Origin of the sequence: Halosaccharopolyspora lacisalsi, assembly GCF_014137975.1 — a bacterium.
GTDB classification, from domain to species: Bacteria; Actinomycetota; Actinomycetes; order Mycobacteriales; family Pseudonocardiaceae; genus Halosaccharopolyspora; species Halosaccharopolyspora lacisalsi.
In genome coordinates, this window is sequence record NZ_JACGWZ010000001.1 from 519,010 (window position 1) to 543,547 (window position 24,538).

Sequence of the window (24,538 nt, forward strand, 5' to 3'; positions counted from 1 at the left end):
TTGTGGGCGGGGGAGACCACTTGATGGGGTCGGTGTGGGTTGTGGCAGGATAGGGGCATGGTCGGCTACAGCACCATCATTATCGGCAGGCGCGTCGGGTAACGGACTCCGCATACCCGGCGCGCAGACCTCTCGCATTCCGCGGGGGGTCTTTTTTGCGTTCCGGCCCCCATCAACCGCACATCGCCCTGGAGAAGCCAGTGACTCGTACCAGCCCGGCGGAAACCCCCTTGGGAGACTCCTTCCACGTCTACGACACGACCCTGCGCGACGGTGCGCAGCGGGAAGGGGTCTCGTACTCGATCACGGACAAGCTCGCGGTGGCGCGGTTGCTGGACTCCCTCGGCGTCGGCTTCATCGAGGGCGGCTGGCCCGGTGCGCTGCCCAAGGACACCGAGTTCTTCCAGCGGGCGGCAGCCGAGTTCGAACCGCGGCACTCGGCGCTGGTGGCCTTCGGCTCCACGCGCCGTCCCGGCGCTCGGGCCGACGAGGACTCGCAGGTGCGGGCGTTGCTGGACTCGCAGGCGCCCGTGGTCACGCTGGTGGCCAAGTCCGACCGCCGCCACATCGAGCGGGCGCTGCGCACCGACGTGGCCGAGAACTGCGCGATGGTCGCCGACACGGTGCGCCACCTCGTGGACCGGGGCCGTCGGGTGTTCCTGGACGCCGAGCACTTCTTCGACGGCTACGCCCACGATCCGGACACCAGCCTGCGCGTGCTGGAAGCGGCGATGGGCGCCGGTGCCGACGTCGCCGTGCTGTGCGACACCAACGGCGGCCGGCTGCCGACCGGGATGGCCGAGACGGTCACCGAGGTCATCGCCCGCACGGGTTTCCGGGTGGGGGTGCACTGCCAGGACGACACCGCCTGCGCGGTGGCCAACACGATCACGGCGGTGGAGGCCGGGGCCACCCACGTGCAGTGCACGGCCAACGGGTACGGGGAGCGGGCGGGCAACGCCGACCTGTTCTCCGTGGTCGGCAACCTGGCCACGAAACTGGAGATGCCGGTACTGCCGGAGGGTGGTCTCGGTGAGCTGACCCGGGTCTCGCACGCCCTGGCCGAACTGGCCAACATCGCCCCCGACGACCACCAGCCCTACGTCGGGAACTCGACCTTCGCGCACAAGGCCGGGCTGCACGCCAGCGCGATCAAGGTGGATCCCGAGCTGTACAACCACATCGAGCCCACCACCGTGGGCAACGACATGCGGATCCTGGTCACCGAGATGGCCGGGCGGGCGAGTCTGGAGCTCAAGGGAGCCGAGCTCGGGCTCGACCTGAGCTCCTCGCCCGACGCGATCACCGGTTCCGTGCGTCAGGTCAAGGAGCTGGAGGCGCGGGGCTGGTCGTTCGAGGGGGCCGACGCCTCGCTGGAGCTGCTGCTGCGGCGGGAGCTGGCCGCCGCCGAGGACCACGAGACCGGAGTCGACGAGACTCCCGACGCCCCCTTCGAGCTGGAGTCCTACCGGGTGTCGTTGGATCACCGGCCCGACGGCGAGGTGGTGTCCGAGGCCACGGTCAAGCTGGTGGTCAACGGTGAGCGGGTCATCGTCACGGCCGAGGGCAACGGTCCGGTCAACGCGCTGGACGCCGCTCTCCGCCAGGCACTGGTCCCGTACCTGCCCTGGCTCGACGACGTGGAGCTGGTGGACTACAAGGTGCGAATCCTCACCGACGCGTCCGGGACCGACGCCGTGACCCGCGTGCTCGTGGAGTCCCGCGACCGGGAGCGGGAATGGACCACGGTCGGCGTGCACGGCAGTATCGTCGAGGCGAGCTGGCTGGCACTGTGCGACGCGCTGGCGTTCAAGGCCCTGCGTCGCGACGAGCAGCGGATCGGCGGGGGCGTGTAGCCGGGTGGCCCTCGACCGGTGAAGGCGCCGGTGAGCGGGCACGGATAGGCTGGTCACCGTTCACATTCGTTGACGGAGGTTTCTTTTGCGCCTGGCCCGCGTCGCCCATTCCTCGGGAGTGTCGTTCGTCTCCCTGGAGCCCGATCCGGCGGCTCCCGGCGAGAAGGTCCTCGCTGTCGAGATCGACCAGCACCCCTTCGGTCAGCCGTCCTTCACCGGCAACAAGTGGCCGATGGCCGATGTGCGGCTGATCGCGCCCATCCTGCCGACCAAGGTGATCTGCGTCGGCAAGAACTACGCCGAGCACGCCCGCGAGATGGGTGGGGAGCCCCCGGAGAACCCGGTGATCTTCATGAAGCCCTCCACCGCGGTGACCGGGCCCAACGTGCCGATCAAGCTGCCCTCCAACTCCGAGCGGGTCGACTTCGAGGGCGAGTTGGCGGCCGTGGTCGGCCAGCCGTGCAAGGACGTCCCCGAGGCGCGGGGCAACGAGGTGTTGCTGGGCTACACGATCGCCAACGACGTCACGGCCAGGGATCAGCAGCAGGTCGACGGGCAGTGGACCAGGGCCAAGGGCTACGACACCTTCTGCCCGCTGGGGCCGTGGATCGACACGGAGGTGGACGCCTCCGACCTGGCTCTGCGCACCGAGCTCGACGGCGAGGTGCGGCAGGACTCCCGGACGTCGCTGCAGCAGCACGACGCGGGGGCCCTGGTCTCGTGGATCTCGCGGGTGATGACCCTGCTGCCCGGTGACGTGATCCTCACCGGCACCCCGTCCGGTGTCGGCAAGATGGAGGCGGGCCAGAAGGTCTCGGTCTCCGTCGAGAACCTGGGTACGCTCACCAACCCGGTCCAGCAGGCCTGAGGGCTCTCCTCACCGCAGGGCGGTCTTCGGCGGGCGTTCGCGCATGGCACCGTAGGCGAGCAGGTACGCGGGTACCTTGCGCAGCCGCGGCAGCTTCGTCAGCGTCCTCAGCGGACGTGGGATCCGCGCCCGTTGGTCGAAGTCGATCTCACCCCGCAACGCCGGCTCGACGACGTTGTCGTGGATCAGGCGCTGTAACCGCTGGATGAGCACGGTCGTCGGCCAACGCCGCCGCTGGACCGCCGCGACGTGCCGGCGTCGTAGTCTGCCCTCGCGCAGCGGCTCGGCCAGGTGCCGAGCCGCCGCGACGGCGTCCTGCACGGCCAGGTTGATGCCGATGCCGCCGACCGGGGACATCGCGTGCGCGGCGTCGCCGATGCACAGCAGTCCGGGAGCGTGCCACTTGCGCAGGCGGTCCAGTTTGACGTGCAGCAGCTTGACGTCCTCCCACTCCCGCACCAGCTCTCGCCCGTCGTCCAGCCACGGCAGGTACTCGACGAGCTGCCGGTTGAACTCCTCGACCGGCTCGCGGCGGTCTTGCGCGTCGGTGCCCTTGGCGATGATCGAGGCGGTCTGGAAGTAGTCGCCGCGGTCGAACATCACCGTGAACGTCCGGCCGCGGATGACGCCGATGCCGCCGGCGAAGTCGTCGGGACGGCGGGGCACCTTGAACCACCGCACGTCCATCGGGGTGGGGAAGTCGTGCAGCCGCAGCTCGGGCAGGCTGCGGGCGAAGGAGTTCCTCCCGTCGCAGGCGACGGTGATCGTGGCGCGGATCTCGCCGGACTCGCCGTCGTCGGTGCGGTAGCGGACACCGTTGACGCGACCGTTCTCCCGGACGAGCTCGGTGGCCTCGGTGTTCATGCGCAGCGTGAAGGTCGGTTCCTGCTTGCCCGCGTCGGCCAGCAGGTCGAGGAGGTCCCACTGCGGGACCATTGCGACGTAGTTGTACCGGGTCGGCAGCGTTCCGAAGTCACCGAGCGTGAGGAGCTCGCCGTCGGGACCGATCGGCACCCCGATCCGGTCGATGCGCCGCTGGGGCAGCTCGGCGAAGCGTTCGGCCAATCCGAGGTCGTCCATGAGCTGCAGGGTCGTCGGGTGCACGGTGTCGCCGCGGAAGTCCCGCAGGAAGTCCCCGTGCTTTTCCAGCACCGTGACGGACACACCCGTCCTGGCCAGCAACAATCCGAGGATTATGCCGGCGGGGCCGCCGCCGACGATGCAGCAGGTGGTCCGCTCCATCGAGTTGCCTCCCGCTCGTCGAGTCCTTATTCAACGCTTGTTGAATAATTCCAGCATGGGCTTGTCGGAAGCGCCGGTCAATCCCCCGGAGGGGACTGGATATGCTGAGGAGGTCATGAGCACGCCAGAGGTCACCCCCACGCCCCAGCAGCCCCACGAGGTCCGCGCCCGGTTCTGCCCGTCGCCGACCGGTACTCCGCACGTCGGGCTGATCCGTACCGCCCTGTTCAACTGGGCCTTCGCCCGTCACAACGGCGGCAGCCTGGTGTTCCGCATCGAGGACACCGACGTCAGCCGGGACAGCGAGGAGTCCTACCAAGCGCTGCTGGAAGCGCTGCGCTGGCTGGGCCTGGACTGGGACGAGGGTCCCGACCTCGGCGGCTCCTATGGTCCCTACCGGCAGAGCGAGCGCCGGGAGATCTACTCCGACGTGGCGCGGCGCCTGCTGGAGGCGGGGGAGCTCTACGAGTCGTTCGCCACGCCGACCGAGATCGAGCAGCGGCACCGGGACGCCGGCCGTGACCCCAAGCTCGGCTACGACAACTCCGACCGCGACCTCACCGACGAGCGCAAGGCCGCCCTGCGAGCGGAGGGACGCTCTCCGGTGCTGCGGTTGCGCATGCCCGAGCGCGCCATCGGCTTCACCGACCTGGTTCGCGGCGAGGTCTCCTTCCCCGCGGGCACGATCCCGGACCCGGTGCTGGTGCGGGGCAACGGTGATGCCCTGTACACGCTGACCAACCCGGTCGACGACGCGCTGATGCGGATCACCCACGTGCTGCGCGGTGAGGACCTGCTGGCCTCCACGCCGCGTCAGATCGCGCTGTACGAGGCGCTGATGCGCGTCGGGGTCACCGACTTCGTCCCCGCCTTCGGGCACCTGCCGCACGTGATGGGCGAGGGCAACAAGAAGCTCTCCAAGCGCGACCCGCAGTCCGACGTCTTCCACCACCGAGACCGGGGTTTCCTGCCCGAGGGGCTGCTGAACTACCTGGCGTTGCTGGGCTGGGCCATCGCCGAGGACCGCGACGTGTTCGGCATGGACGAGATGGTGGAGGCCTTCGACATCGGCCGGGTCAGTGCCAACCCGGCCCGGTTCGACCAGAAGAAGGCCGACGCGATCAACTCGGCGCACCTGCGCGCGTTGACCCCGGACGACTTCGTCGACCGGATCGTGCCGTACCTCGTCGCGGGTGGAGTGCTGCCCGAGCAGCCCACCGAGCAGCAGCTGGAGACGGTCCGTGCGGCGGCACCGCTGGTCCAGGAGCGGCTGGTCGTGCTCTCCGACGCGGTGGGCATGATGGGCTTCCTGTTCGCGGGCGGGGGTTTCGCGCCGGAACAGGCCTCGGCGGACAAGGCGCTGGGCGAGGACGCGCGCCCCGTGCTCGACGCCTCGATCACGGCACTGGAGCAGCTGCCGGAGTGGAACGCCGCGGCCGTCGAGGAGTGCCTGAAGCGGGTCGTCGTCGAGGACCTGGGACTCAAGCCGCGCAAGGCCTTCGCCCCGGTGCGGGTGGCCGTGACCGGACGCACGGTGTCTCCGCCGCTGTTCGAGTCGATGGAACTGCTCGGCCGCGAAACCTCCCTGGAGCGGCTTCGCAACGCTCGTGACTGATTTCACCCAGTGGGATTCACGGCCATTTCGGCCACCGGGATTCACCATTGTGGCCGAGTCGAACACCCCCGGTGGGCGCCTAGCCTCACGGGGTGACATCCGCGCTGGAGATTTCGACACCGCAAGAGCCCGCCCGAATGGCCGTGTGCCTGGACATCGACGACACGCTGTTGGACAACGAGAGAGCCTCGCGTGGCGGGCTGCGGGCGTTGACCGGAAACGACGCCGCGTGGCCGATGTGGCGGCGTCTGACGGAGCACCACTACGCGCGGTTCGTCGCCGGCCGGGTCGACTACGACACCATGCGGTGGGAGCGCACGCGCGCTTTCTTCACCGCCTTCGGTGAGCGGCTCGGCGACGAGGAGGTCCTCGCGCGGGAACAGATGCGGATGGCGGCCATGCAGCGCTGTTGGAGCCTGTTCGACGACGTGCTGCCGTGTCTGGAGAACTTGCGCGCTCGCGGGCTGCGGTTGGCCGCCGTCACCAACGCCGCCGGGGAGTACCAACGCAGGAAGATCGCCGCCGTCGGGCTGGGCGATGTCTTCGACGCGATCGTCATCTCGGAGGAGGCCAGGGTCGCCAAGCCGGACCCCCGCATCTTCGAGACCGCGTGCTCGGCGCTGGGGCTGCCCGCCGAACGGGTGGTCCACGTCGGCGACCGACTCGACGTCGACGCGGGAGGGGCGGCGAGGGCGGGCCTGCGGGGGGTCTGGTTGAACCGGGCCGGTGACGCCGGAACCGTTCCCGAGGGAGTGTCCGTGATCACGTCCCTGTCGGAGCTTCCCGAACTGATGGCGTGGGCCCCTCGACCGATTCTCGACGAGCGTGGTTCGCTCGTCCGGTGACCATCGCGCGGAGGTGGGGCGCCCCCGCCTCCGCTTTCCTCTCGTTCACCTGCGATTTCGCCATAAAAGGGGGGGTGGTTACACGGCCGCCTCGGACATGGTCTAGTATTTTCACCAACGCAATGAACAGCGGGGCCGATCCGGACTTCGATCCGAGAAGACCGGTTAGGAACCGCTGGGCATGGTGCCCGGTGGGGTATGGTGTAATGGCAGCACGGCTGATTCTGGTTCAGTTAGTCTAGGTTCGAATCCTGGTACCCCAGCTGGAGATCGACGTGACACCACGTTGATCTTTCCGCTCCCGTCGTCTAGTGGCCTAGGACGCCGGCCTCTCACGCCGGTAACGTGGGTTCGAATCCCATCGGGAGTACGGGACAACGGGTGAGTGCGTTGGCGCGCTGAACCCTTGTCGTCTCTTCGCGGGGCCGATTCCCCGTTGACCCCCGCGGTACGGTGGTTGCCTCGGGGAGGCTGCCTGTGCTGGCAGCGTGCCGAATCGCCGAGTCACCGGAGTGTTCCTCGGCAGCGGCGGTGGGGACCACTGCTTGCTCCCGTCGTCTAGTGGCCTAGGACGCCGGCCTCTCACGCCGGTAACGTGGGTTCGAATCCCATCGGGAGTACTTCACGAAGAAGGGCCGGTGCGCGAGTGCGCACCGGCCCTTCTTCGTCGTTCAGGAGGGCGCCCCAGCCGCACCGGTTTTTCTCGGGGTAGCCCGAGGTCGAGCGCGCAAGCCCAGTGGTTACTCAGTAGCGACAACCGTGCAAAAAGATCAATATGCGGGCGGCGTACAAGTGCGGGCGCCTGGTGTGGAACGAGCCCCTCGACGCGCGGCACCGCCGCTGGCACACCGAAGGCCGGCCCCCTCGTCCAAGGAAACCGACGCGGCGCCGGGGCAGTGGAAGGGAACCGTGAGCTGGCGTTCCCGCCCGAGGTGCCCTCGGTGCCGTTGCAGCGGGTCTTGCGGCATCAGCACACCGCGTTCGGAGGGTTCCGCCGCCAACTGGAATGCAAGGCCGAACGCGCCGGTAAGCGCGTCGTCGCGGTGAACCGCTGGTACCCGTCCGGCACAACGTGCTCTGCGTGTGGGCACCTGCTGAACCATCTGAAGCTGTCCGTGCGGGCGTGGACGTGCCCGCACTGCCGCACCCGGCACGACCGGGACGTGAACGCGGCGCAAAACATCCTCGCCGCTGTCGAGCGGTAGCCGGGGAGAACCCCGCCGAATCCTGTGGAGCTGGTGTCGGTCGGCAAGGGTCCTCCCTTCCGCGGTCGGCCGCGAAGCAGGAACTATCGGGCGCGAGCCAGATGGGAATCCCCGACCTTGAGGTCGAGGAGCGGTCAAAGTCGGTTCTGCAGTCCCTCGGCGGCGGCGAGCAGGTCGGCCGCCCACCGGCCACCCGGTTTCCGTCCCATCCGGTCGATGGGGCCGGACACCGAGATGGCGGCCACCACGGTTCCTCCGGAGTCCCGCACCGGCGCCGACACGCTGGCCACCCCCGCCTCGCGCTCGGCGACGCTCTGGGCCCAACCGCGCCTGCGCACCTCCATGAGAGTGCGCTCCCCGAAGACGGCCTCGGCCAGCACCGCGCGCTGCGTGGCGGAATCGCCCCAGGCGGTCAGCACCTTGGCCGCGGAACCGGCGGCCATCGGCAGCGAGGTGTTGACCGGTACCGTGTCGCGCAGCCCACTCGGCGGTTCCGCCGTGGACACGCACCGGCGCTGCATCCCGTCCCGTCGGTAGAGCTGGACGCTCTCGCCGGTGACGTCCCGCAGTTTGGGCAGCACCACGGAGGCCGCCTCCAGCAGCGGATCGACCGCCCCGCCCGCGAGCTCGGCCAGCGCCGCACCGGCCCTCCAACGGCCGTCCGAACCGCGGCGCAGCATCCGGTGCACTTCCAGGCCGACGGCCAGCCGGTGCGCCGTGGCCCGGGGCAGCCCCGTGCGGTCACACAGCTCGGCGAGCCCGCACGGTTGCTCGGAAACCGCCTGAAGTACGGCCACTGCCTTGTCCAACACTCCGATACCGCTATGCTGTCCCACGTAACGATATTAACGTCCCGGAATCTGAGAAGTCCACTCAGTGGGACGCCGGTTCGGGTGTACCCGTGGAGAGATGGGTCACCCACAGCCTCGATGGGGAGGAGCGATGGGTAAAACGCTCGCCGAGAAGGTTTGGGAGACGCACCTGGTGCGCCGTGGTCAGGGACACGAGCCCGACCTGCTCTACATCGATCTCCATCTGGTTCACGAGGTCACCAGCCCGCAGGCCTTCGAGGGGCTGCGGTTGGCGGACCGCTCCGTGCGCCGCCCCGACCTGACCCTGGCCACCGAAGACCACAACGTGCCGACCACCGGCGTGAACCTGCCGATCGCCGACCCGACCTCGCGGACCCAGGTGGACACGCTGCGGTCCAACTGCGAGGAGTTCGGCGTCCCGCTGTACCCGATGGGCGACGCCGAGCAGGGGATCGTGCACGTCGTGGGGCCACAGCTCGGCCTGACGCAGCCGGGTGCCACCGTGGTCTGCGGAGACAGCCACACGTCGACCCACGGCGCCTTCGGTGCGCTGGCCTTCGGCATCGGCACCTCGGAGGTCGAGCACGTGCTGGCCACCCAGACGCTGCCGTTGCGGCCGTTCAGGACGATGGCGATCAACATCGAGGGCAGCCTGCGCCCCGGCGTCACGAGCAAGGACGTCATTCTCGCCGTCATCGCCCGGATCGGAACCGGTGGCGGTCAGGGCTACGTCCTGGAGTACCGGGGCAGCGCCGTCGAGGAAATGTCCATGGAAGCACGCATGACGATGTGCAACATGTCCATCGAGGCGGGCGCGCGCGCCGGGATGATCGCCCCGGACGAGACCACCTTCGAGTACCTGCGGGATCGCCCCCGGGCGCCCGAGGGCTCCGAGTGGGACACCGCCGTGGAGTACTGGCGGTCGTTGCGCACCGACGACGACGCGACCTTCGACGCCGAGGTGACCATCGACGCCGACGAGCTGACCCCGTTCGTCACCTGGGGCACCAACCCCGGTCAGGGGCTCCCGCTGAGCGAGAACGTCCCCGCCCCGGAGGACATCGCCGACTCCGAGCAGCGGTATGCCACCGAGAAGGCACTGGACTACATGGGGCTGAAGGGTGGTGTCCCGCTGCGCGAGGTGACGGTGGACACCGTCTTCCTGGGGTCGTGCACCAACGGGCGCATCGAGGACCTGCGCACCGCCGCCGAGCTGCTGCGCGACCGCAAGGTCGCCACCGACGTGCGGATGCTGGTGGTGCCCGGCTCGATGAAGGTGCGGGAGCAGGCCGAGCAGGAGGGTCTCCACGAGGTCTTCACCACGGCCGGAGCCGAGTGGCGCGCGGCCGGATGCTCCATGTGCCTGGGCATGAACCCCGACCAGCTCACCCCGGGGGAGCGGTCGGCATCGACCTCCAACCGCAATTTCGAGGGGCGTCAGGGCAAGGGTGGACGCACCCACCTGGTTTCACCGGTCGTGGCGGCCGCCACCGCCGTGCGGGGCACCTTGTCTTCCCCGGAAGACCTGTAGGCGCGAGCCGCACGGCACGAAAGACTCACGTTTCCGGACTTGGAGGAGCTCCATGGAACCGTTCACCAGCCACACCGGTGTGGGCGTGCCCCTGCGCCGGTCCAACGTGGATACCGACCAGATCATTCCAGCGGTCTATCTCAAGCGGGTCGCCCGCACCGGTTTCGAGGACGCGTTGTTCGCCGCATGGCGTTCCGACGAGAATTTCATTCTCAACTCGGAGCCCTTCCGCAGCGGAAGTGTTCTGGTTGCCGGTCCGGACTTCGGCACCGGATCCTCCCGCGAGCACGCGGTGTGGGCGCTGAAGGACTACGGATTCCGAGTGGTCATCTCCGCGCGCTTCGCCGACATCTTCCGGGGGAACGCGGGCAAGCAGGGACTGCTCGCCGCCGAATGCGATCAGTCCGATGTGGAACTGATCTGGAAGTTGCTGGAAAACGAACCCGGCACTCCGGTCACGGTGGATCTCGAGCAGCGGACCATCCGGGTCAAGGACCTCACCGTGTCCTTCGGCATCGACGACTACACCCGCTGGCGCTTGCTGGAGGGCTTCGACGACATCGGGCTGACCATGCGTGAAGCCGAAGCGATCGCCACGTTCGAGGAGAGCCGACCGAGCTTCGCTCCCAGCACGGCGCCCGCCCCGACGGAGTGAGCGAGTGTTCCCGCGGGCGTGTTTTCGCCGACCGAGGCCGAAAATGCGCCCGCGCGGAGCCATTCGAGAAGCCTCGCCGTCACGGTGGGGGCGAGCGTGAGCATCCGGTGTTTGCCGCCATCCCAACGAAAAGGGGTGCGACGAATGGCATTCGGCTGTGTGTGGATTTACCGTGGCCTTGAGTCGGCCCGACGGGGTCGTTGTCGTCCTGGGAGGGACTGACATGAACAAGGCCCAACTCATCGAGGCGCTGGCCGAACGCCTCGGGGACAAGAAGACCGCGAATCAGGCAGTGGAAGACGTCACGGACATCATCGTCCGCAACGTCAACAAGGGCGAGAAGGTCAACATCACCGGTTTCGGTGTTTTCGAGAAGCGTGCTCGTGCGGCCCGCACCGCGCGCAATCCCCGTACCGGGGAGGCCGTTCGGGTCCGCAAGACCAACGTTCCCGCCTTCCGCCCGGGCACCCAGTTCAAGGAGGTCGTGGGAGGTCGCCGCAAGCTCTCCCGCGCCGGTTCGGCGAAGACGGGCGGCACCACGGCGACCACGCGCGGGACCGCGAAATCCACCACCACCAAGAGCACCACGAGCGGAACGACTGCGGCGAAGACGGGCGCCGCGAAGGCGAGTACCGCGAAGGCGCCGAGTACGTCCAAGGCGGCGTCGTCGAGCAAGACCAGCGCCGCCAAGGCGAGCACAGCCAAGACCAGTACCGCCAAGGCGCCGAGTGCCGCCAAGGCGAGTGCGTCCAAGGCGACTACCGGGGCCTCCAAGGCGAGCACCGGGACGAGCAAGGCGTCGTCGAGCAAGACCAGCGCCGCCAAGGCGAGCACAGCCAAGACCAGTACCGCCAAGGCGCCGAGTGCCGCCAAGGCGAGTGCGTCCAAGGCGACTACCGGGGCCTCCAAGGCGAGCACCGGGACGAGCAAGGCGTCGTCGAGCAAGACCAGCGCCGCCAAGGCGCCGAGTGCCGCCAAGGCGAGTGCGTCCAAGGCGACTACCGGGGCCTCCAAGGCGAGCACCGGGACGAGCAAGGCGTCGTCGAGCAAGACCAGCGCCGCCAAGACCAGCTCGGCGCAGCCGACTACCGCCAGGACGAGCTCGGCGAAGAGCGGTACCGCGAAGGGGGGCACCACCAAGAGCAGCACGAGCAAGTCCACGCGCGGCACCAAGAAGTGACCCGCGAATCGCTGAGCTCGGGAGGAGCCGGAATCACACCGGCGGTGGCAGGTAGTCGGCCGCCGCCAGTCGGAGACCCGTCCCGCTGTCCGAGTCCGCTCGCAGCGTCAGCGTCCACACGCTCGCTTTCTTGGCCGGTATCTCCTCCAGGACCAGCCCGGCCGCGGACGCCAGCCGCCGCACGAGGTCGGGGATGACATCGCCCTGACTGCAGACCAGGGCGGTACCCGGCGACGAGGCGATCCGCAGCAGCCGGTCGACCGCGGCCGGCGGGTCCTGCCAGTACTCCTGTTCCGTCAGCAGGGGCTCGGGACCGATGTCCGCACCCAGGTCCTCGGCCACGGGTTCCACGGTCCGTTCACAGCGCACTAGCGGTGCGGAGTGCACGCGCTGGGGACCGAACAGGGGCAGCAATGTCCGCAGCGCTCGCTGCTGGCGCACTCCCGCCTCGCTGAGGGGACGCAGTGCGTCCTCCCCGCTGAACTCGGAGCTTTTGCCCGCCTTGGCGTGTCGCACCAGCAGCAGGGTGACGACGTCGGTGGGCAGCTCGTCGAAGGCGTCGAGGACCATCCCGTCATGGGCGTGGGTGAGCTGTTCGCGCGCCTTGTCGGTGGTCATCCACCGCAGCTCGTCGACCTCGTCGTTGGCAACGAACGTCCCTTCGCGCACGTGTGCGCAGAAGTAGTCCACGAACTTGGCGGACCAACCGTCGTCCACCGGGACCCGGTAGGTGATTCGCCGCAGGTACCGCGACAGCACGCACGTCAGCCCGGTCTCCTCGGTGACCTCGCGCGCGGCCGTGTGGGCGACGGTCTCCCCGGGGTCGAGCTTGCCCTTCGGCAGTGACCAGTCGTCGTAGTGGGGACGGTGCACCAGCGCGATCTCCGGTACTCCGTCGGTGCGTGCGCGCCAGACCACGGCACCCGCCGCACGCACGATTCGCGTGCCCTCCCGAACCGGTTCGGGCGCTTCCTGTCGTGCGGTTGCCGGATCGGACTCCGCCTCGTCGACCACGTTCTCGGTCATCGGTTCCTCAAACCTTCGCACCGTGACGGCGCAGCATTTCCATCTGGTGATCGTTGACGTACTCGCCCTCGCGGGGCGAGGCCTCCCAATTTCCCCTGGCGTTGAGCACCCAGCACCGGGTGTTCGGATGCAGCGCGGAGTCGAACAGCGCGTCGATTTCCGCGGTCAGGCGGGAGTCGGTGACCCGGACCTGGGTTTCCACGCGCCGGTCCAGATTGCGGTGCATCATGTCGGCGCTGCCGATCCAGTGCTCGTCGGCTCCGACGAAGTGGAACACCCGCGAGTGCTCCAGGAACCGTCCCAGGATCGAACGAACCTCGATGTTCTCGCTGAGTCCGGCGACACCGGCCTTCAACGCGCAGATACCCCGCACGACGATGCTGACGGGCACTCCGGCCAGCGAGGCGCGGTACAGCGCGTCGATGATCTGCTCGTCGACCAGCGAGTTCACCTTCATCCGGATCCCGCTGCCCTCACCGGCGCGGGCGTGGGCGATCTCGCCCTCGATGCGTTCGACGATGCCGGTGCGGATGCCCTGGGGCGAGACCAGGACTCGCCGGTAGGTGTCGTGGCGGGCGTAGCCGGTGAGCACGTTGAACAGGTCGGTGAGGTCGGACCCCACCTCGTCGTCGGCGGTGAGCAGGCCCAGATCCTCGTAGGTGCGCGCGGTCTTGGGGTTGTAGTTGCCCGTGCCCAGGTGGCAGTAGCGACGCAGCGAGGCCTCCTCCTGGCGCACCACCAGCGCGATCTTGCAGTGCGTCTTCAGCCCCACCAGGCCGTAGACGACGTGCACCCCGGAACGCTCCAGCGTCCTGGCCCACTGGATGTTGGCCTGCTCGTCGAAGCGGGCCTTGAGCTCGACCAGGGCCACGACCTGCTTACCCGCCTCGGCGGCGTCGATGAGCGCGTTGACGATGGGCGAGTCACCCGAGGTGCGGTACAGCGTCTGCTTGATCGCCAGCACGTTCGGGTCGGTGGCGGCCTGCTCGATGAAGCGCTGCACCGACGTGGAGAAGGCGTGGTACGGGTGATGCAGCAGGCTGTCGCCCTCGCGCAGCGTGGCGAACACGCTCTTGGGCGTGGGGCTCTCGGCGAACGCCGGGTGCGTCGCGGGTACGAACGGCCCGTCCTTGAGGTCCGGACGTTGCAGCCTGTCCAGCTGGAACAGGCACGACAGGTCCAGCAGTCCGTGCGCCTGGACCACGTCGTGGCGGTCGACGTCGAGCTCCCGCAGCAGCAGCTCGAGCATCGTCTCGCTCATGGTGTCGGTGATCTCCAACCGCACCGGGGGACCGAACCGGCGCCGTGCCAGTTCCCGTTCCATGGCCTGGAGCAGGTCCTCGTCGCGGTCCTCCTCGACCTCCAGGTCGGCGTTGCGGGTGACCCGGAACACGTGGTGCTCGATGACTTCCATCCCGGGGAAGAGCTTGTCCAGGTGCGCGGCGATGAGGTCTTCCAGCGGAAGGAACGTCGCCTGCTCGTGGTCGCGGTTGTCCTCGATGCGTATCAGGCGCTGCACGTTGTCCGGAACCTTGACCCTGGCGAACCGGCGAAGTCCCTCGTCCGGGTCGGCGACGGTGACGGCCAGGTTCAGCGACAGCCCCGAGATGTAGGGGAAGGGGTGGGCCGGATCGACGGCCAGCGGCGTGAGCACCGGGAAGACGTGTTCCTCGAAGTACCGCTTGAGCCGGTCGCGGTCGTGGGTGCCGAGTTCGTCCCAGCTCACCAGGAAGACCCCGTTGGCCTCGAGCTCGGGCAGCAGTTCCTCGTCGAAGACCCGGGCGAGTTTCTCGACGAGATCCTGGTTGCGGACCGAGATGCGGGTGAGCTGTTCGTGCGGTGTCAGGCCGTCGGCGCTGCGTACCGACAGCCCGGTCTCCTCGCGGCGCTTGAGCCCGGCCACGCGCACCATGTAGAACTCGTCCAGGTTGGAGGCGAAGATCGCCATGAACCTGGCGCGTTCGAGGACGGGCTGGGACGGGTCCTCGGCCACGGCCAGCACCCGGGCGTTGAAGTCCAGCGCGGAGAGTTCGCGGTTGAGGTAGCGGTCCTCCGGCAGGTCGGTGCTGGCCGCCGCGCGGGTCACCGCCGGTGGCGCCGCGGGGACCTTGACCTCCTCGACGCCGGTGTCCTCGCCGTGCTCCGGCTGTCCCGGAGCGTGCTCGCCGGTGCGGCGGGTGGCCGGGCGCGGAGTACGGTGCGCGTTGCCGCGCCTTCTGGTGGAGCCCGCCGCCTTCGTGCGGGGGCTTGGTTCTTCCCGGGACTCTTTCTGGTCGGGCTGGCGGGCGTCGTCCGTACTCACGTCTCCCATTGTCGCGCACCCGGTGCTGAGTCCGTGCTCTCGATGGGGACACCGCGCAGCCGGGCGCTGGTGCGCGGGCCCAGTCCCAGCTCGGTGGCGGCGACCAGGTCCGCTGCCGTGTCCACGTCGCAACGCAGGGTCTCCCAGGGGCCGTCCAGTCGCTTGGCGTCCTCGACGTGGGCCCGAGCCGATCCCGGCCCGAACCGGGGAGCCAGCGGTGTTCCCGCCGCGGCCACCAGCAGTGTCGTCCCGGTGCCCTGGCGGTCGGGGCAGAAGGCCCGCTCACCGCCGGCCGCGTCCAGCGCCGCTTCCAGGTCGGCACCGCGCAGGGCGGGCAGATCCGCCTGGAGCGCTCCGATCCGCGCGTTCCGGTTCCTGCCGCGCAACACGCCGTCGGCGTGTTGCAGCGCGGCGTTCAGCCCCGCGGAGGGAGAATCGGGCAGGACTTCGATCCCTTCGGCGGCGAAGCAGGTGCTCAGATGTGGGTCGGAGGTGACGACGACGATCGTGCGCACCCCGGCGGCGTCGCGTGCGGCGGAAACCGTGTCCCGCGCCACGGCCGTGACGAGCGCCGCGTGATCCCGTGTCCGCCCGTCCTCGGTGCTACCGAGCAGCCGGGACTTGGCGACGTGGAGCGGTTTGATCGGTACGAGCAGCTGCACACCGGCGGTCACCGCACCATGGTGCGCTCTCGCGGTGGATTCTTGCCACGACCGGTGGTCCGGCGCGGCGGGCAGGACCGCGCCGGGTAAATTCGACAGCTGCTCAGGTGCGCGGACAAGGAGTTTGGCGTGGCGGAACCGAAGAGTCTCAGGCGCGAACGCAGGCAAACCAGGGAAACCGGGCGCAAGGGCGCGGGCAAGCTCTGGCTCGGCCTGGCCGTGGTCGTGTTCTACCCGATCAAGGCGTTGCTGGCCCGGACGAAGGTGATCGGTCTGGAGCGGCTGCCAGCCGAGGGGCCGGTGCTGCTGGTGCTCAACCACGTCTCGCACCTGGACCCGATCTACGACGCGGTCACCGTGCACCGCGCCGGGCGAGTTCCCCGCTTCCTGGCCAAGAACACGCTGTGGAACGTGCCGGTGCTGAACAGGGTGCTCGACGGGGTCGATCAGATCCCGGTGTACCGGGGGACCTCCGACGCGCACAAGAGTCTGCGGGAGGCCCACCGGGCGCTGGAGCGGGACAAGGTGATCCTGATCTATCCCGACGGCACGATCACCAAGGATCCGCAGGGGTGGCCGATGATGCCGCGGATCGGCGTGGCACAGCTGGCGTTGGAGCACGACATCCCGGTCATCCCGGTGGCTCGCTGGGGCACGCGCGCCGTCTACGACCACTACAACAAGAAGTTCCGGCCGCTTCCCCGCAAGCAGGTCAGCATCAAGCTCGGTGAGCCCGTCGATCTGTCGGAGTACCGCGGTCGCGAGTTGGACAACCGGACGTTGCGCGACGCGACGAATCTGATCATGCGGCGTGTGCGGGACCTGCTCGGTGAGATTCGCGACGAGCAGCCGCCCGCCGAGTTCTACTCGACCCGCAAGTCCCGCGTCGCCGAGGGCGAGAATGAGTGAGCACGCCGTGCATCGGGTCGCCGTCCTCGGCGCGGGCACGTGGGGCACGACGTTCGCCAAGGTGCTCGCCGACGCGGGCTGCGACGTGACGCTGTGGGCGCGGCGAGCGGCGGTGGCCGACGCGGTCAACGCGAAGCGGATCAATACCGAGTACCTGCCCGACGTGGAGCTTCCCCCGTCGCTGCGGGCGACCGACGACGCGGCCGAGGCGCTGCACGGCGCCGATGCCGTGGTCCTGGCCGTTCCCAGTCAGTCGTTGCGCGAGAACCTGGCCGGCTGGCAGCCGCTGCTGCCGCCGGCGGCCACCCTGGTCAGCCTCGCCAAGGGCGTCGAGCTGAGCACGCTCAAGCGGATGAGCGAGGTGGTCGCCGAGGTCGCCGACGTCGCCATGAGCAGGGTCGCGGTGGTCTCCGGACCGAACCTGGCCCGCGAGGTCGCCGAGGAGCAGCCGACCGCCACGGTGGTGGCCTGCGGGGACCACGATCGGGCCGTGGCGTTGCAGCACGCCTGCTCGACCGGGTACTTCCGCCCGTACACCAACACCGACCTCGTGGGCGTCGAACTGGCCGGTGCGTGCAAGAACGTGATCGCGTTGGCCTGCGGGATGGCCTCCGGTCTCGGCTACGGCTCCAACACGATGTCCACCCTGATCACCAGGGGACTGGCCGAGACCGGCAGGCTCGGAGCGGTGCTCGGTGCGGACCCGATGACCTTCGCAGGGCTGGCCGGGCTGGGCGATCTCGTGGCCACCTGCGCCTCACCGCTGTCGCGCAACCGCACCTTCGGGCAGCGGCTGGGACGGGGGGAGTCGCTGAGTCAGGCGCAGGAAGCCGCGCACGGTCAGGTGGCCGAGGGCGTGAAATCGTGTTCGTCGCTGCGCGAGCTGGCCGAGCGGCACGGTGTCGAGATGCCGCTCACCGACGTCGTCTACCGCGTGTGTCACGAGGGGGTCGACCCCGGACCGGCGGCGGGGCGGTTGCTCGGCCGCGAACGCAAGCCCGAGCGTTCCTGAACAGGAGACACCATGACGGAATTCGACGGTGACGGCACGAGGTGCGTGCAAGGGGGCCATCCGGCCCCGGAGGCGGGCGCGCCGTTTCTGTCGGGGCCGGTCCTCGCCGCTCCCTACCACCTCGGGGGAGCCGATCGGGTGGGTGGAGCCGATTTCTACGGTCGCGCGGGCAATCCCACGTGGCGGGCGCTGGAGAAGGCCGTCGGTGACCTCGACGGTGGGCAGTGCGTCCTGTTCCCGTCCGGCATGTCGGCCATCAGCACCCTGCTGCGCGTGCTGCTGAGCCCCGGTGACGCCGTGGTGCTGCCCGGCGACGGCTACTACGCGACGCGCCAGTTCGTGCGCGAGGAACTCGCCGAGTACGACCTCGACGTGCGCGAGGTCCCGACGCCGGGACCGTGGCCCGACGACGTTTTCGACGGGGCGCGGCTGGTGCTGCTGGAAACGCCGTCGAACCCGGGCATGGACGTCTGCGACATCGCCGAGCTCGCCCGGCGCGCGCACGAGGCGAGGGCTTTCGTCGCCGTGGACAACACCACGGCGACCCCGCTGGGGCAGCGTCCGCTGGAGCTGGGTGCCGACGCCGTGCTGGCCAGCGACACGAAGGCGCTGTCCGGCCACAGTGACCTGTTGCTCGGGCACGTTTCCGTGCGTGACGAGGAGTTCGTCCACGCGCTGATCCGGGCGCGCACGCTCTCCGGTGCGGTTCCGGGACCGTTCGAGACGTGGCTGGCTCATCGCAGCATGGGCACCCTGGACCTGCGGCTGTCCCGGCAGGCCGAGAACGCCCGCGCGCTCGTCGAGGCGCTGAGGGACCACCCGGGTGTTTCCGACCTGCGGTGGCCGGGGTCGCCCGACGATCCCTCGCACGAGCTCGCGAGCACGCAGATGCGGCGCTGGGGCGGTGTCTTCAGGTTCCGGCTCGCCGGGGCGGAGAAGGTGGCCGAGTTCGTGCGGCGCAGCGCGCTCGTCGCCGGAGCCACCAGCTTCGGCGGCATCCACAGCACGGTGGACCGCCGCGCGCAGTGGGGGGATCCGGTGCCGGAGGGCTTCGTGCGGTTCTCGGCCGGGTGCGAGGACACCGCCGACCTCGTCGCCGACGTCCTGGCTGCCCTCGGCTGACCACCATCGTGTGAGTTTTCGCGCTGCTGCCCGGGGGGCGCCTTGACCCGGCGCGGTCCAGCTGGTTCAGTGTGTGACGTGTTGAAGCGCGTGATGAGCAGCAGGCGGGGTCATATCGACCTGCGTCGTGTCGCCAGCGCACTTTGTCCTCGGCGGTGACCCCTTCCCGCTGTGCGGGCTGACGGCGCTGCCGTCCGCCCGCGTCATTCACGCCCTTCCTAGTTTTCGAGGACTGTTTTTTTCGTGTTCGCCGTTCCCCCGAATACCGTCGCGCTCCCGTACGACCGTGCGCTCGCGCATCCGGCGCGCATCGCGCGCGACCTCGCCGCCGATCGGCAGGCTTGGGCGTATCTGCTCCGGTACGACCCCGACCATCGCTGGTTCGAACTCATCGAACGTACCGAGACCCACGAGGCCTGGCTGCTGAGCTGGCTGCCGGGCCAGCACACCGACCTGCACGATCACGGCGGCGCCACCGGCGCGTTCACCGTCGTCTCCGGCGTGCTGTCCGAGCGGGCGATCCAGCACCGCGAGGGCCGGGAGGCCGAGGCGCTGCACACGCTGACCGTGGGTCAGTCGCGCGTGTTCGGCCCGCACTACACCCACCGGGTGCACAACGACGGCCCGGACCCGGCCATCAGCATTCACGTCTATCGTCCCGGCAGGCCGTCGATGCACTCGTGAGTGGCGCTCCGGGGTCGCCGGGCGACGGAGACGGCGGCGGGTGGCAGGTTGCGCCAGACGGTCGGACTCAGACTGACCTGCTGGAACGCCGCCCGGAGCTGGGCCCGTTGGCGGCGGGCGGGTGGAGCCCACCGGGTCCACGTGTAGCCGAACTGGGTGTAGACGCCCCCCGACGTCAGCGACGAGGCGATCGTGTCGATCAGGTCGCCGCCCGCGAACGCCGACCAGGGCAGTCCGCTGACGACGACGTCGGCGCTGCCGCACCCGTGGTGGGCCAGGATCTCCGGCAGCCGCTCGGCGGTGTCGGTGACCACCGAGAGGTTCCGGAACCTCTCGGACAGGTGGTCGGCGAGCCGTTCGTTCAGCTCGACGGCCACGTGCTGCCCGCGCCCGGCGAGCCGTTGCTGGATGGCTGCGGTGAACGCGCCGGTGCCCGGACCCAGCTCGACCACCGTCGGTTCCCCGCGCGCGTCGATCGGCGCGACCATGGGTGCGCTCAGGTGCGGTGAGCTGGGCAGCACCGAGGCGGTGTTCAGGGGAGAGCGGACGAACTCGGTGAGGAACAGCCCCCTCCCCGACGAGGGTTTCGCCACTGCTTCGCCTCCCTGGTCGTGGTGTCCCGGCTCGGCCGAGCTTATCCACCGCGCGGTGAAGGTTCCGGCAGTTCGAAGTTGATTCGCGCTGATGTCTGTGACACGAACGGGTAACGGTGCCGAACTCGGGGGAACGAGCCCGTGTGGTGTGCGTCTCCCGAAGGACAGCAGTGGAGCAGACCTCCGGGAGTTCGATCATGCGTTTTCCGAGTGTCCGAGCGATGGCGGCCGGTGTCGGCGCGGTCGCGTTGACGGCCGCGGCGTCCGTGGCGGCGGCACCCGTGGCGAGTGCCGCTCCGGCCCCGCCGCCCGAGTGCGGAGCGGGCTGCGAGCAGGTGTTCCACCTCTCGTTCCCGAACGACGCCAGTCTCTCGGGATGGCGGGACAACACCGCGCCCGGTGGGCGCAGCGTGCTCGCCTACTCCGTGAGCGGCCAAGTCCACGACACCGCCGTGCTGGAGCACAAGGGCGTCACGGACGCCGCCTGCGGTTGGCAGGGTGACGCACAGCGCTGCGCCGTCACCTTCTACACCGGTGCGCACAGCACGGGGGCGCTGTCGGCGCTGCTCACCTGGAACGGGGGCATCGAGATCTCCGACGAGATCCTCGGCGGCGCCCCGGGCGCGACCCTGCGTCAGCTCGACGGCAGCGGCCGCCCCGACGTGGCGCTGCGGCAGAGCACCTACGAGCCGAGCTACGCCGACGCCCCGCAGTACTGGGAGACCTACCTGGAGTTCGACGGCGAGTTCGTCCGCACCGGATGTACCCGTCCGGAGCAGGGGAACTCCCCGGCACCGACCGAACCCGTCTACGGCAGCTGCCGCTTCTGAGGTCCGCTTCGGGGCTGTCCCAAAGGGTGGACGGACCGTTGTGGCGGTGTGAGTGCCACAACGGTCCGTTCACCCTCTGGGGTCCCGGCTGTGGTGGACGGTGGGGAGGAAGCTGGTCCACTGGGCGGTGGTGAAGCCCAGGTGGCCGTGGTGGGGAGCCTTGGAGTCGCGGACGTCGGTGCCGCGGGCAGTGAAGCGGGCCTCGACGCAGCTGTTGTTGTTACCGCCGCTGTAGCTGCTGGTGAACCAAGGTCCCAGAGGCTGTTCAGCCGCTCGTGGTCGATCTCCTCCGCGCGCTGCGCGATGAACACACGCGATTCTTCCGGGCCGAGCGCCACGGCACGCAGCCTGTCGAGCGCGCGTGCACTCGGCGATATCGTGATCTTCGATGGCGTAGACACCACCGCCGGTGAAGGTGGGCTGATGCACGATATCCGGTGCTTGGTCGCCGAAGCGAAGGATCTCCAAGGAACCACCGAGCAGTGGGTGGTCCACGATGGCCAGTGGAGCCACCTGGATCACGACATGGGGGTGTCGCTCGATGCCGTCGAGTAGCTGAAGAAGTTGCTCGTGGAGGATGTCCCAACGGCCCATCGGGCGGCGCAGAGCCGCTTCGCCGATGACGAACCACATTTGTGGAGGTTCCTCACGCGTCACCAGCTCTTGTCTGTCCAAACGGAACTGGACGCGGGGCTCGATGTCATCGGGAGTGGTCTCGACGCTGGCTGAGCGAGCGATACGGATCAGCGCACGAGCATAGTCCTCGGTCCGGAGCAAGCCGGGGATGAGCTCGCCCTCGGCGTAGTAGATCTCGGTGGCGTCCTGCTCGTCGTCGCTGAGCCTGCGGAAGGCTCCGGGGAGCGCGTCGGAGTGCATGCGTCGTGGCTGCCGCTGGCGAGCGATCTGGGCGAGTTCAGCTGATCTGCGCGCGGGGACTCCCTCGGTGCGCCGTAGAAGTCCAGCAGCGCCTCGATCTCCAGCACCTTGAAGGCGCGCTCGCCGCGCTCCACGCGGCTGATCTGGCTGATGTCGCACTCGATAACCGCTGCTGCTTCCTTCTGCTGCTTGTCTGCGGCCTCCCGGAGTCTGCGTAGTTCGGCACCGAGCTGGCGGCGTTCGAGCGTGGCTCGTGGTTTGCCCATCTCGCGAGACCACCCATTCGGGGACATGTGGCACTGCCAATTGCCAGCCAGGTTGGGTGTCACAGCGCACGTGGAAGTCCGACGGCGAGCGTGGCTACTACCTGCGGGAGAGCTGCATCGTCTGGAGCGGTGACGAGGTGTTCACCACCCACGTCGAGGACAGCCGGGTCAACTTCGAGGGCGCGTGCGCGCTGACCACCCAGGCCGACGCCTCCGACGGTCTGCTCCGCAGCGAGGCGCGAACGTCCCGGTGAACGGACCGTTTTGGCGGTGTGAGTGCCAAACGGTCCGTTCACCCTCTGGGAAAATCCGCCCCCCCCCACACACACGGGTCACTGCCGGGCGCGGACGTGCTCCGGCACCGGAAAGCCGTCGGCCAGGTCCGGTGACGGTTCGGGCTCACCCCAGCTGCTGTGCAGCGGCAGGACACCGGCCCACGCGTCCCCGGCGGCGATGTCCTCCTCGTCGTCCCCGGGACCACCGGTGCGGATCTTGACCGAGGCCTCGTCGAGGCTCAGGGCCAGCACCGCCGTGGCCGCGAGCTCGCGCCTGTCCGGTTGCCGCGCGTGCTCCCACGATCCCGGCGCCAGGTGCTCGGTCACGGCACGCAGTGCTTGCCACTTCTCCTCGGGGGCGCTGACCTCGCGCGGGCGCCCGTGGATCACCGCCGAGCGGTAGTTGGCCGAGTGGTGGAACGCCGAGCGGGAGTAGACGATGCCGTCGAGCAGGGTCACCGACGCGCACACCTCGGCCTCTTCGATGCCCTCGCGTAGGCTGCGCGCGCCGGTCGACCCGTGCAGGTACAGCGTCTCGCCCAGCCGAGCGAAAGCGGTCGGCAGTACCCGGGGCGAGCCGTCGACCTGCATTCCGAGGTGGCAGATCACCCCCTCGTCGAGGATCGAGTGCAGGTCGGTGCGATCGGTCCCGGCGCGCTTCTTGCCGCGGTGGACGGTGCTGCGGCCGGTGGGGGAGAGCTCGGTCATGCCGACCAGGATCACGGGCGAAGTGGCATCATTGAAGTGCCAATTCAGGAGAATCTCGAAATGCCACACACCGTGCCCGCCACGTCACCGCTGCTGGAACTGGCCATCGACCTGGACCGTTCCGACCGGCGTCCGCTGGCGGTCCAGCTGGCCGACGCGCTGCGGCAGGCCGCCACCGGCGGTCAGCTCCGCAGCGGGGACCGACTGCCCTCCACCCGCGCCCTGGCCCGCCACCTCGGCGTCAGCCGCACCGTGACCGCGGCCGCCTACGAACAGCTCCACGCCGAGGGCTGGATCGTGGGTCGCCACGGCTCCGGCACCTACGTCACGACGAGCCCACCCGGTACGACCCCGCAGGGGTTCGGCGTGCGGGGAGACCGCGAAACCCCGGCTCCGGAGGTGAACCTGACCCCCGGGGCGCCCTGGGTGGACGGGATCGACCGTGCCGCCTGGCGTCGCGCGTGGCGCGCGGCGGCCGACGTCGGACCCGCCTCGCTGCCGTACCGCGCGGGGATGCCGGAGTACCGCGCCGTGGTCGTCGAACACCTCCTGCGGCATCGTGGCCTGGTACTCGGCGGCCCCTACGAGGACTCGGTGATCGCCACGGCCGGGACGACCGCGGCCGTCAGCGAGCTCGCGGGCACGGTGATCGAGCGCGGTGACACGGTCGCCGTCGAGGAACCCGGTTACCAACGCGCGGTCGGCGCGCTGCGGGCGGCCGGAGTGCGGGTGGTGCCCGCTCCGGTCGACCACTCCGGAGTCGTCGTCGACGCGGTACCGCGAGGGGTGCGGGCGGTGTACTGCTCGCCGGCCCACCAGTACCCCATCGGCGGCAGACTGCCCGCCGAGCGACGGATCGCGCTGGTGGAGCGGGCGCGCGCCGAGGGGTGGCTGATCATCGAGGACGACTACGACGGCGAGCTGCGTTACGACGTCGCCCCGCTGCCGGTGCTGGCCTCGATGGCCCCGGACGTGGTGGTGCACCTGGGCACGACCAGCAAGATCCTCACCCCGACGCTGGGCGTGGGGTGGATGCTGGCACCGCCGCGGGTCGTCTCGGCCGTGCTCGAACACCGGGAACGCACCGGCACCCGGCCCGCTCCGGCCGGACAACGGGTGCTCGTGGAGCTCGGGCGTCACGGCGACCTCGGGCGACACCTGCGTCGGCTGCGGCGGGAGATGTCGCGGCGCAGGGAGCTGATCGTCGGGCACCTGACGGACGCGGGCGTCGAGGTCTTCGGTGACCGGGCCGGAGCTCACGTGGTGCTTCCGCTGCCGGACGCTGAAAGCGAGCAGCGCGTGACCGAGCGGGTGCGCGCGCACGGCGCCGTGCTGGACGGGCTGCGCCGCCACCACTTCGGACCGCAGCAGTGGCACGGTCTCGCGCTCGGATACGCCGCGTGCACCCGCGATGACCTGGAGTCGACGCTGCCCGTGGTGGTCGGGGCGGTGCGGGGGAACTGA

General features: G+C 69.5%; 23 protein-coding genes, 3 tRNA genes and 1 pseudogene. 18 read left to right on the forward strand and 9 right to left on the reverse strand.

Annotated features, from left to right (window positions below):
* Positions 1-200 precede the first annotated feature (200 nt).
* Both cimA and FHX42_RS02560 read left to right on the forward strand, forming a co-directional pair.
* Positions 201-1,856 carry a citramalate synthase gene (gene cimA, locus FHX42_RS02555; RefSeq protein ID WP_182542537.1) on the forward strand — a complete coding sequence of 552 codons (1,656 nt, stop codon included), beginning with the start codon at positions 201-203 and terminating at the stop codon, positions 1,854-1,856.
* 85 nt (positions 1,857-1,941) lie between these two features.
* Positions 1,942-2,724, forward strand: coding sequence for a fumarylacetoacetate hydrolase family protein (locus FHX42_RS02560; RefSeq protein ID WP_182542538.1), 783 nt, complete (start codon positions 1,942-1,944; stop codon positions 2,722-2,724).
* Positions 2,725-2,733: 9 nt separating this feature from the next.
* On the opposite strand, the gene FHX42_RS02565 is transcribed toward FHX42_RS02560, so the two are convergent.
* The gene (locus FHX42_RS02565) at positions 2,734-3,966 is read right to left on the reverse strand and encodes an FAD-dependent oxidoreductase (protein WP_182542539.1); all 1,233 of its coding nucleotides are present in this window, start codon (positions 3,964-3,966) and stop codon (positions 2,734-2,736) included.
* A 115-nt stretch (positions 3,967-4,081) separates the two neighbouring features.
* Between FHX42_RS02565 and gltX the strand changes: the two genes are divergently transcribed.
* From gltX to FHX42_RS02595, 6 genes are all read left to right on the forward strand, one after another.
* Positions 4,082-5,581 (forward strand): glutamate--tRNA ligase, encoded by a 1,500-nt coding sequence (gene gltX / locus FHX42_RS02570; protein WP_182542540.1) that lies wholly within the window; start codon positions 4,082-4,084, stop codon positions 5,579-5,581.
* A 92-nt stretch (positions 5,582-5,673) separates the two neighbouring features.
* Entirely contained in the window at positions 5,674-6,426 is a 753-nt protein-coding gene (locus tag FHX42_RS02575; RefSeq protein ID WP_328795857.1) for an HAD family hydrolase, read from the forward strand.
* Between the two features lie 192 nt (positions 6,427-6,618).
* A tRNA-Gln gene (locus FHX42_RS02580) sits at positions 6,619-6,689 on the forward strand.
* A gap of 34 nt (positions 6,690-6,723) precedes the next feature.
* Positions 6,724-6,796 (forward strand) — tRNA-Glu (locus FHX42_RS02585).
* Positions 6,797-6,973: 177 nt separating this feature from the next.
* Positions 6,974-7,046 (forward strand) — tRNA-Glu (locus FHX42_RS02590).
* A gap of 321 nt (positions 7,047-7,367) precedes the next feature.
* Entirely contained in the window at positions 7,368-7,631 is a 264-nt protein-coding gene (locus FHX42_RS02595; RefSeq protein ID WP_328795858.1) for a zinc ribbon domain-containing protein, read from the forward strand.
* 134 nt (positions 7,632-7,765) lie between these two features.
* Here the strand turns inward: FHX42_RS02595 and FHX42_RS02600 are convergent, their stop codons facing one another.
* On the reverse strand, positions 7,766-8,467 hold the full coding sequence (locus FHX42_RS02600) for an IclR family transcriptional regulator (RefSeq protein WP_182542541.1): 702 nt from the start codon (positions 8,465-8,467) through the stop codon (positions 7,766-7,768).
* Between the two features lie 106 nt (positions 8,468-8,573).
* Here FHX42_RS02600 and leuC point away from each other — a divergent pair, with 106 nt between their 5' ends.
* The 3 genes from leuC to FHX42_RS02615 all read left to right on the forward strand — a co-directional run bounded on the left by leuC (position 8,574) and on the right by FHX42_RS02615 (position 11,809).
* Positions 8,574-9,974 (forward strand): 3-isopropylmalate dehydratase large subunit, encoded by a 1,401-nt coding sequence (leuC, locus tag FHX42_RS02605; protein WP_182542542.1) that lies wholly within the window; start codon positions 8,574-8,576, stop codon positions 9,972-9,974.
* Positions 9,975-10,026: 52 nt separating this feature from the next.
* On the forward strand, positions 10,027-10,629 hold the full coding sequence (gene leuD, locus FHX42_RS02610; RefSeq protein WP_182542543.1) for a 3-isopropylmalate dehydratase small subunit: 603 nt from the start codon (positions 10,027-10,029) through the stop codon (positions 10,627-10,629).
* A 223-nt stretch (positions 10,630-10,852) separates the two neighbouring features.
* Positions 10,853-11,809, forward strand: coding sequence for an HU family DNA-binding protein (locus tag FHX42_RS02615; protein ID WP_182542544.1), 957 nt, complete (start codon positions 10,853-10,855; stop codon positions 11,807-11,809).
* A 33-nt stretch (positions 11,810-11,842) separates the two neighbouring features.
* Here FHX42_RS02615 and FHX42_RS02620 read toward each other — a convergent pair whose 3' ends face one another.
* The 3 genes from FHX42_RS02620 to cofC are packed head-to-tail and all read right to left on the reverse strand — an operon-like array spanning position 11,843 to position 15,811.
* Positions 11,843-12,835, reverse strand: a complete 993-nt coding sequence (locus FHX42_RS02620; RefSeq protein ID WP_182542545.1) for an NUDIX hydrolase — start codon at positions 12,833-12,835, stop codon at positions 11,843-11,845.
* A 7-nt stretch (positions 12,836-12,842) separates the two neighbouring features.
* Positions 12,843-15,146, reverse strand: coding sequence for an RNA degradosome polyphosphate kinase (locus FHX42_RS02625; protein ID WP_235986880.1), 2,304 nt, complete (start codon positions 15,144-15,146; stop codon positions 12,843-12,845).
* A complete protein-coding gene (cofC, locus tag FHX42_RS02630; RefSeq protein WP_328795859.1) occupies positions 15,134-15,811 on the reverse strand; it encodes a 2-phospho-L-lactate guanylyltransferase in 678 nt (225 codons plus the stop codon). Before cofC ends, FHX42_RS02625 begins: the two co-directional genes overlap by 13 nt.
* 117 nt (positions 15,812-15,928) lie before the next feature.
* On the opposite strand from cofC, the gene FHX42_RS02635 reads away from it, so the two are divergent.
* The 4 genes from FHX42_RS02635 (at position 15,929) to FHX42_RS02650 (ending at position 19,526) form a co-directional block, all read left to right on the forward strand.
* Complete coding sequence (locus tag FHX42_RS02635; RefSeq protein WP_182542547.1) at positions 15,929-16,708, forward strand: lysophospholipid acyltransferase family protein; 780 nt, start codon at positions 15,929-15,931, stop codon at positions 16,706-16,708.
* Positions 16,701-17,720 (forward strand): NAD(P)H-dependent glycerol-3-phosphate dehydrogenase, encoded by a 1,020-nt coding sequence (locus tag FHX42_RS02640; RefSeq protein ID WP_182542548.1) that lies wholly within the window; start codon positions 16,701-16,703, stop codon positions 17,718-17,720. Before FHX42_RS02635 ends, FHX42_RS02640 begins: the two co-directional genes overlap by 8 nt.
* 12 nt (positions 17,721-17,732) lie before the next feature.
* Positions 17,733-18,842, forward strand: a complete 1,110-nt coding sequence (locus tag FHX42_RS02645; RefSeq protein WP_182542549.1) for a cystathionine gamma-lyase — start codon at positions 17,733-17,735, stop codon at positions 18,840-18,842.
* 243 nt (positions 18,843-19,085) lie between these two features.
* Positions 19,086-19,526, forward strand: a complete 441-nt coding sequence (locus FHX42_RS02650) for a cysteine dioxygenase (protein WP_182542550.1) — start codon at positions 19,086-19,088, stop codon at positions 19,524-19,526.
* Here FHX42_RS02650 and FHX42_RS02655 read toward each other — a convergent pair.
* Positions 19,493-20,119 carry a class I SAM-dependent methyltransferase gene (locus FHX42_RS02655; protein WP_328795860.1) on the reverse strand — a complete coding sequence of 209 codons (627 nt, stop codon included), beginning with the start codon at positions 20,117-20,119 and terminating at the stop codon, positions 19,493-19,495. The genes FHX42_RS02650 and FHX42_RS02655 overlap by 34 nt on opposite strands.
* Positions 20,120-20,316: 197 nt before the next feature.
* On the opposite strand from FHX42_RS02655, the gene FHX42_RS02660 reads away from it, so the two are divergent.
* The gene (locus FHX42_RS02660) at positions 20,317-20,949 is read left to right on the forward strand and encodes a hypothetical protein (protein ID WP_182542551.1); all 633 of its coding nucleotides are present in this window, start codon (positions 20,317-20,319) and stop codon (positions 20,947-20,949) included.
* A gap of 69 nt (positions 20,950-21,018) precedes the next feature.
* On the opposite strand, the gene FHX42_RS02665 is transcribed toward FHX42_RS02660, so the two are convergent.
* Positions 21,019-21,825, reverse strand: a complete 807-nt coding sequence (locus tag FHX42_RS02665; protein ID WP_182542552.1) for a DUF397 domain-containing protein — start codon at positions 21,823-21,825, stop codon at positions 21,019-21,021.
* A 71-nt stretch (positions 21,826-21,896) separates the two neighbouring features.
* A pseudogene (locus FHX42_RS27595) lies at positions 21,897-22,118 on the reverse strand (helix-turn-helix domain-containing protein); the annotation flags it as partial.
* A gap of 29 nt (positions 22,119-22,147) precedes the next feature.
* Between FHX42_RS27595 and FHX42_RS02670 the strand changes: the two are divergent.
* Positions 22,148-22,345 (forward strand): hypothetical protein, encoded by a 198-nt coding sequence (locus tag FHX42_RS02670; protein ID WP_182542553.1) that lies wholly within the window; start codon positions 22,148-22,150, stop codon positions 22,343-22,345.
* Positions 22,346-22,423: 78 nt separating this feature from the next.
* Here FHX42_RS02670 and FHX42_RS02675 read toward each other — a convergent pair whose 3' ends face one another.
* Positions 22,424-23,074 carry a pyridoxamine 5'-phosphate oxidase family protein gene (locus FHX42_RS02675; protein WP_182542554.1) on the reverse strand — a complete coding sequence of 217 codons (651 nt, stop codon included), beginning with the start codon at positions 23,072-23,074 and terminating at the stop codon, positions 22,424-22,426.
* A gap of 60 nt (positions 23,075-23,134) precedes the next feature.
* On the opposite strand from FHX42_RS02675, the gene pdxR reads away from it, so the two are divergent.
* Positions 23,135-24,538 carry a MocR-like pyridoxine biosynthesis transcription factor PdxR gene (gene pdxR, locus FHX42_RS02680; RefSeq protein ID WP_182542555.1) on the forward strand — a complete coding sequence of 468 codons (1,404 nt, stop codon included), beginning with the start codon at positions 23,135-23,137 and terminating at the stop codon, positions 24,536-24,538.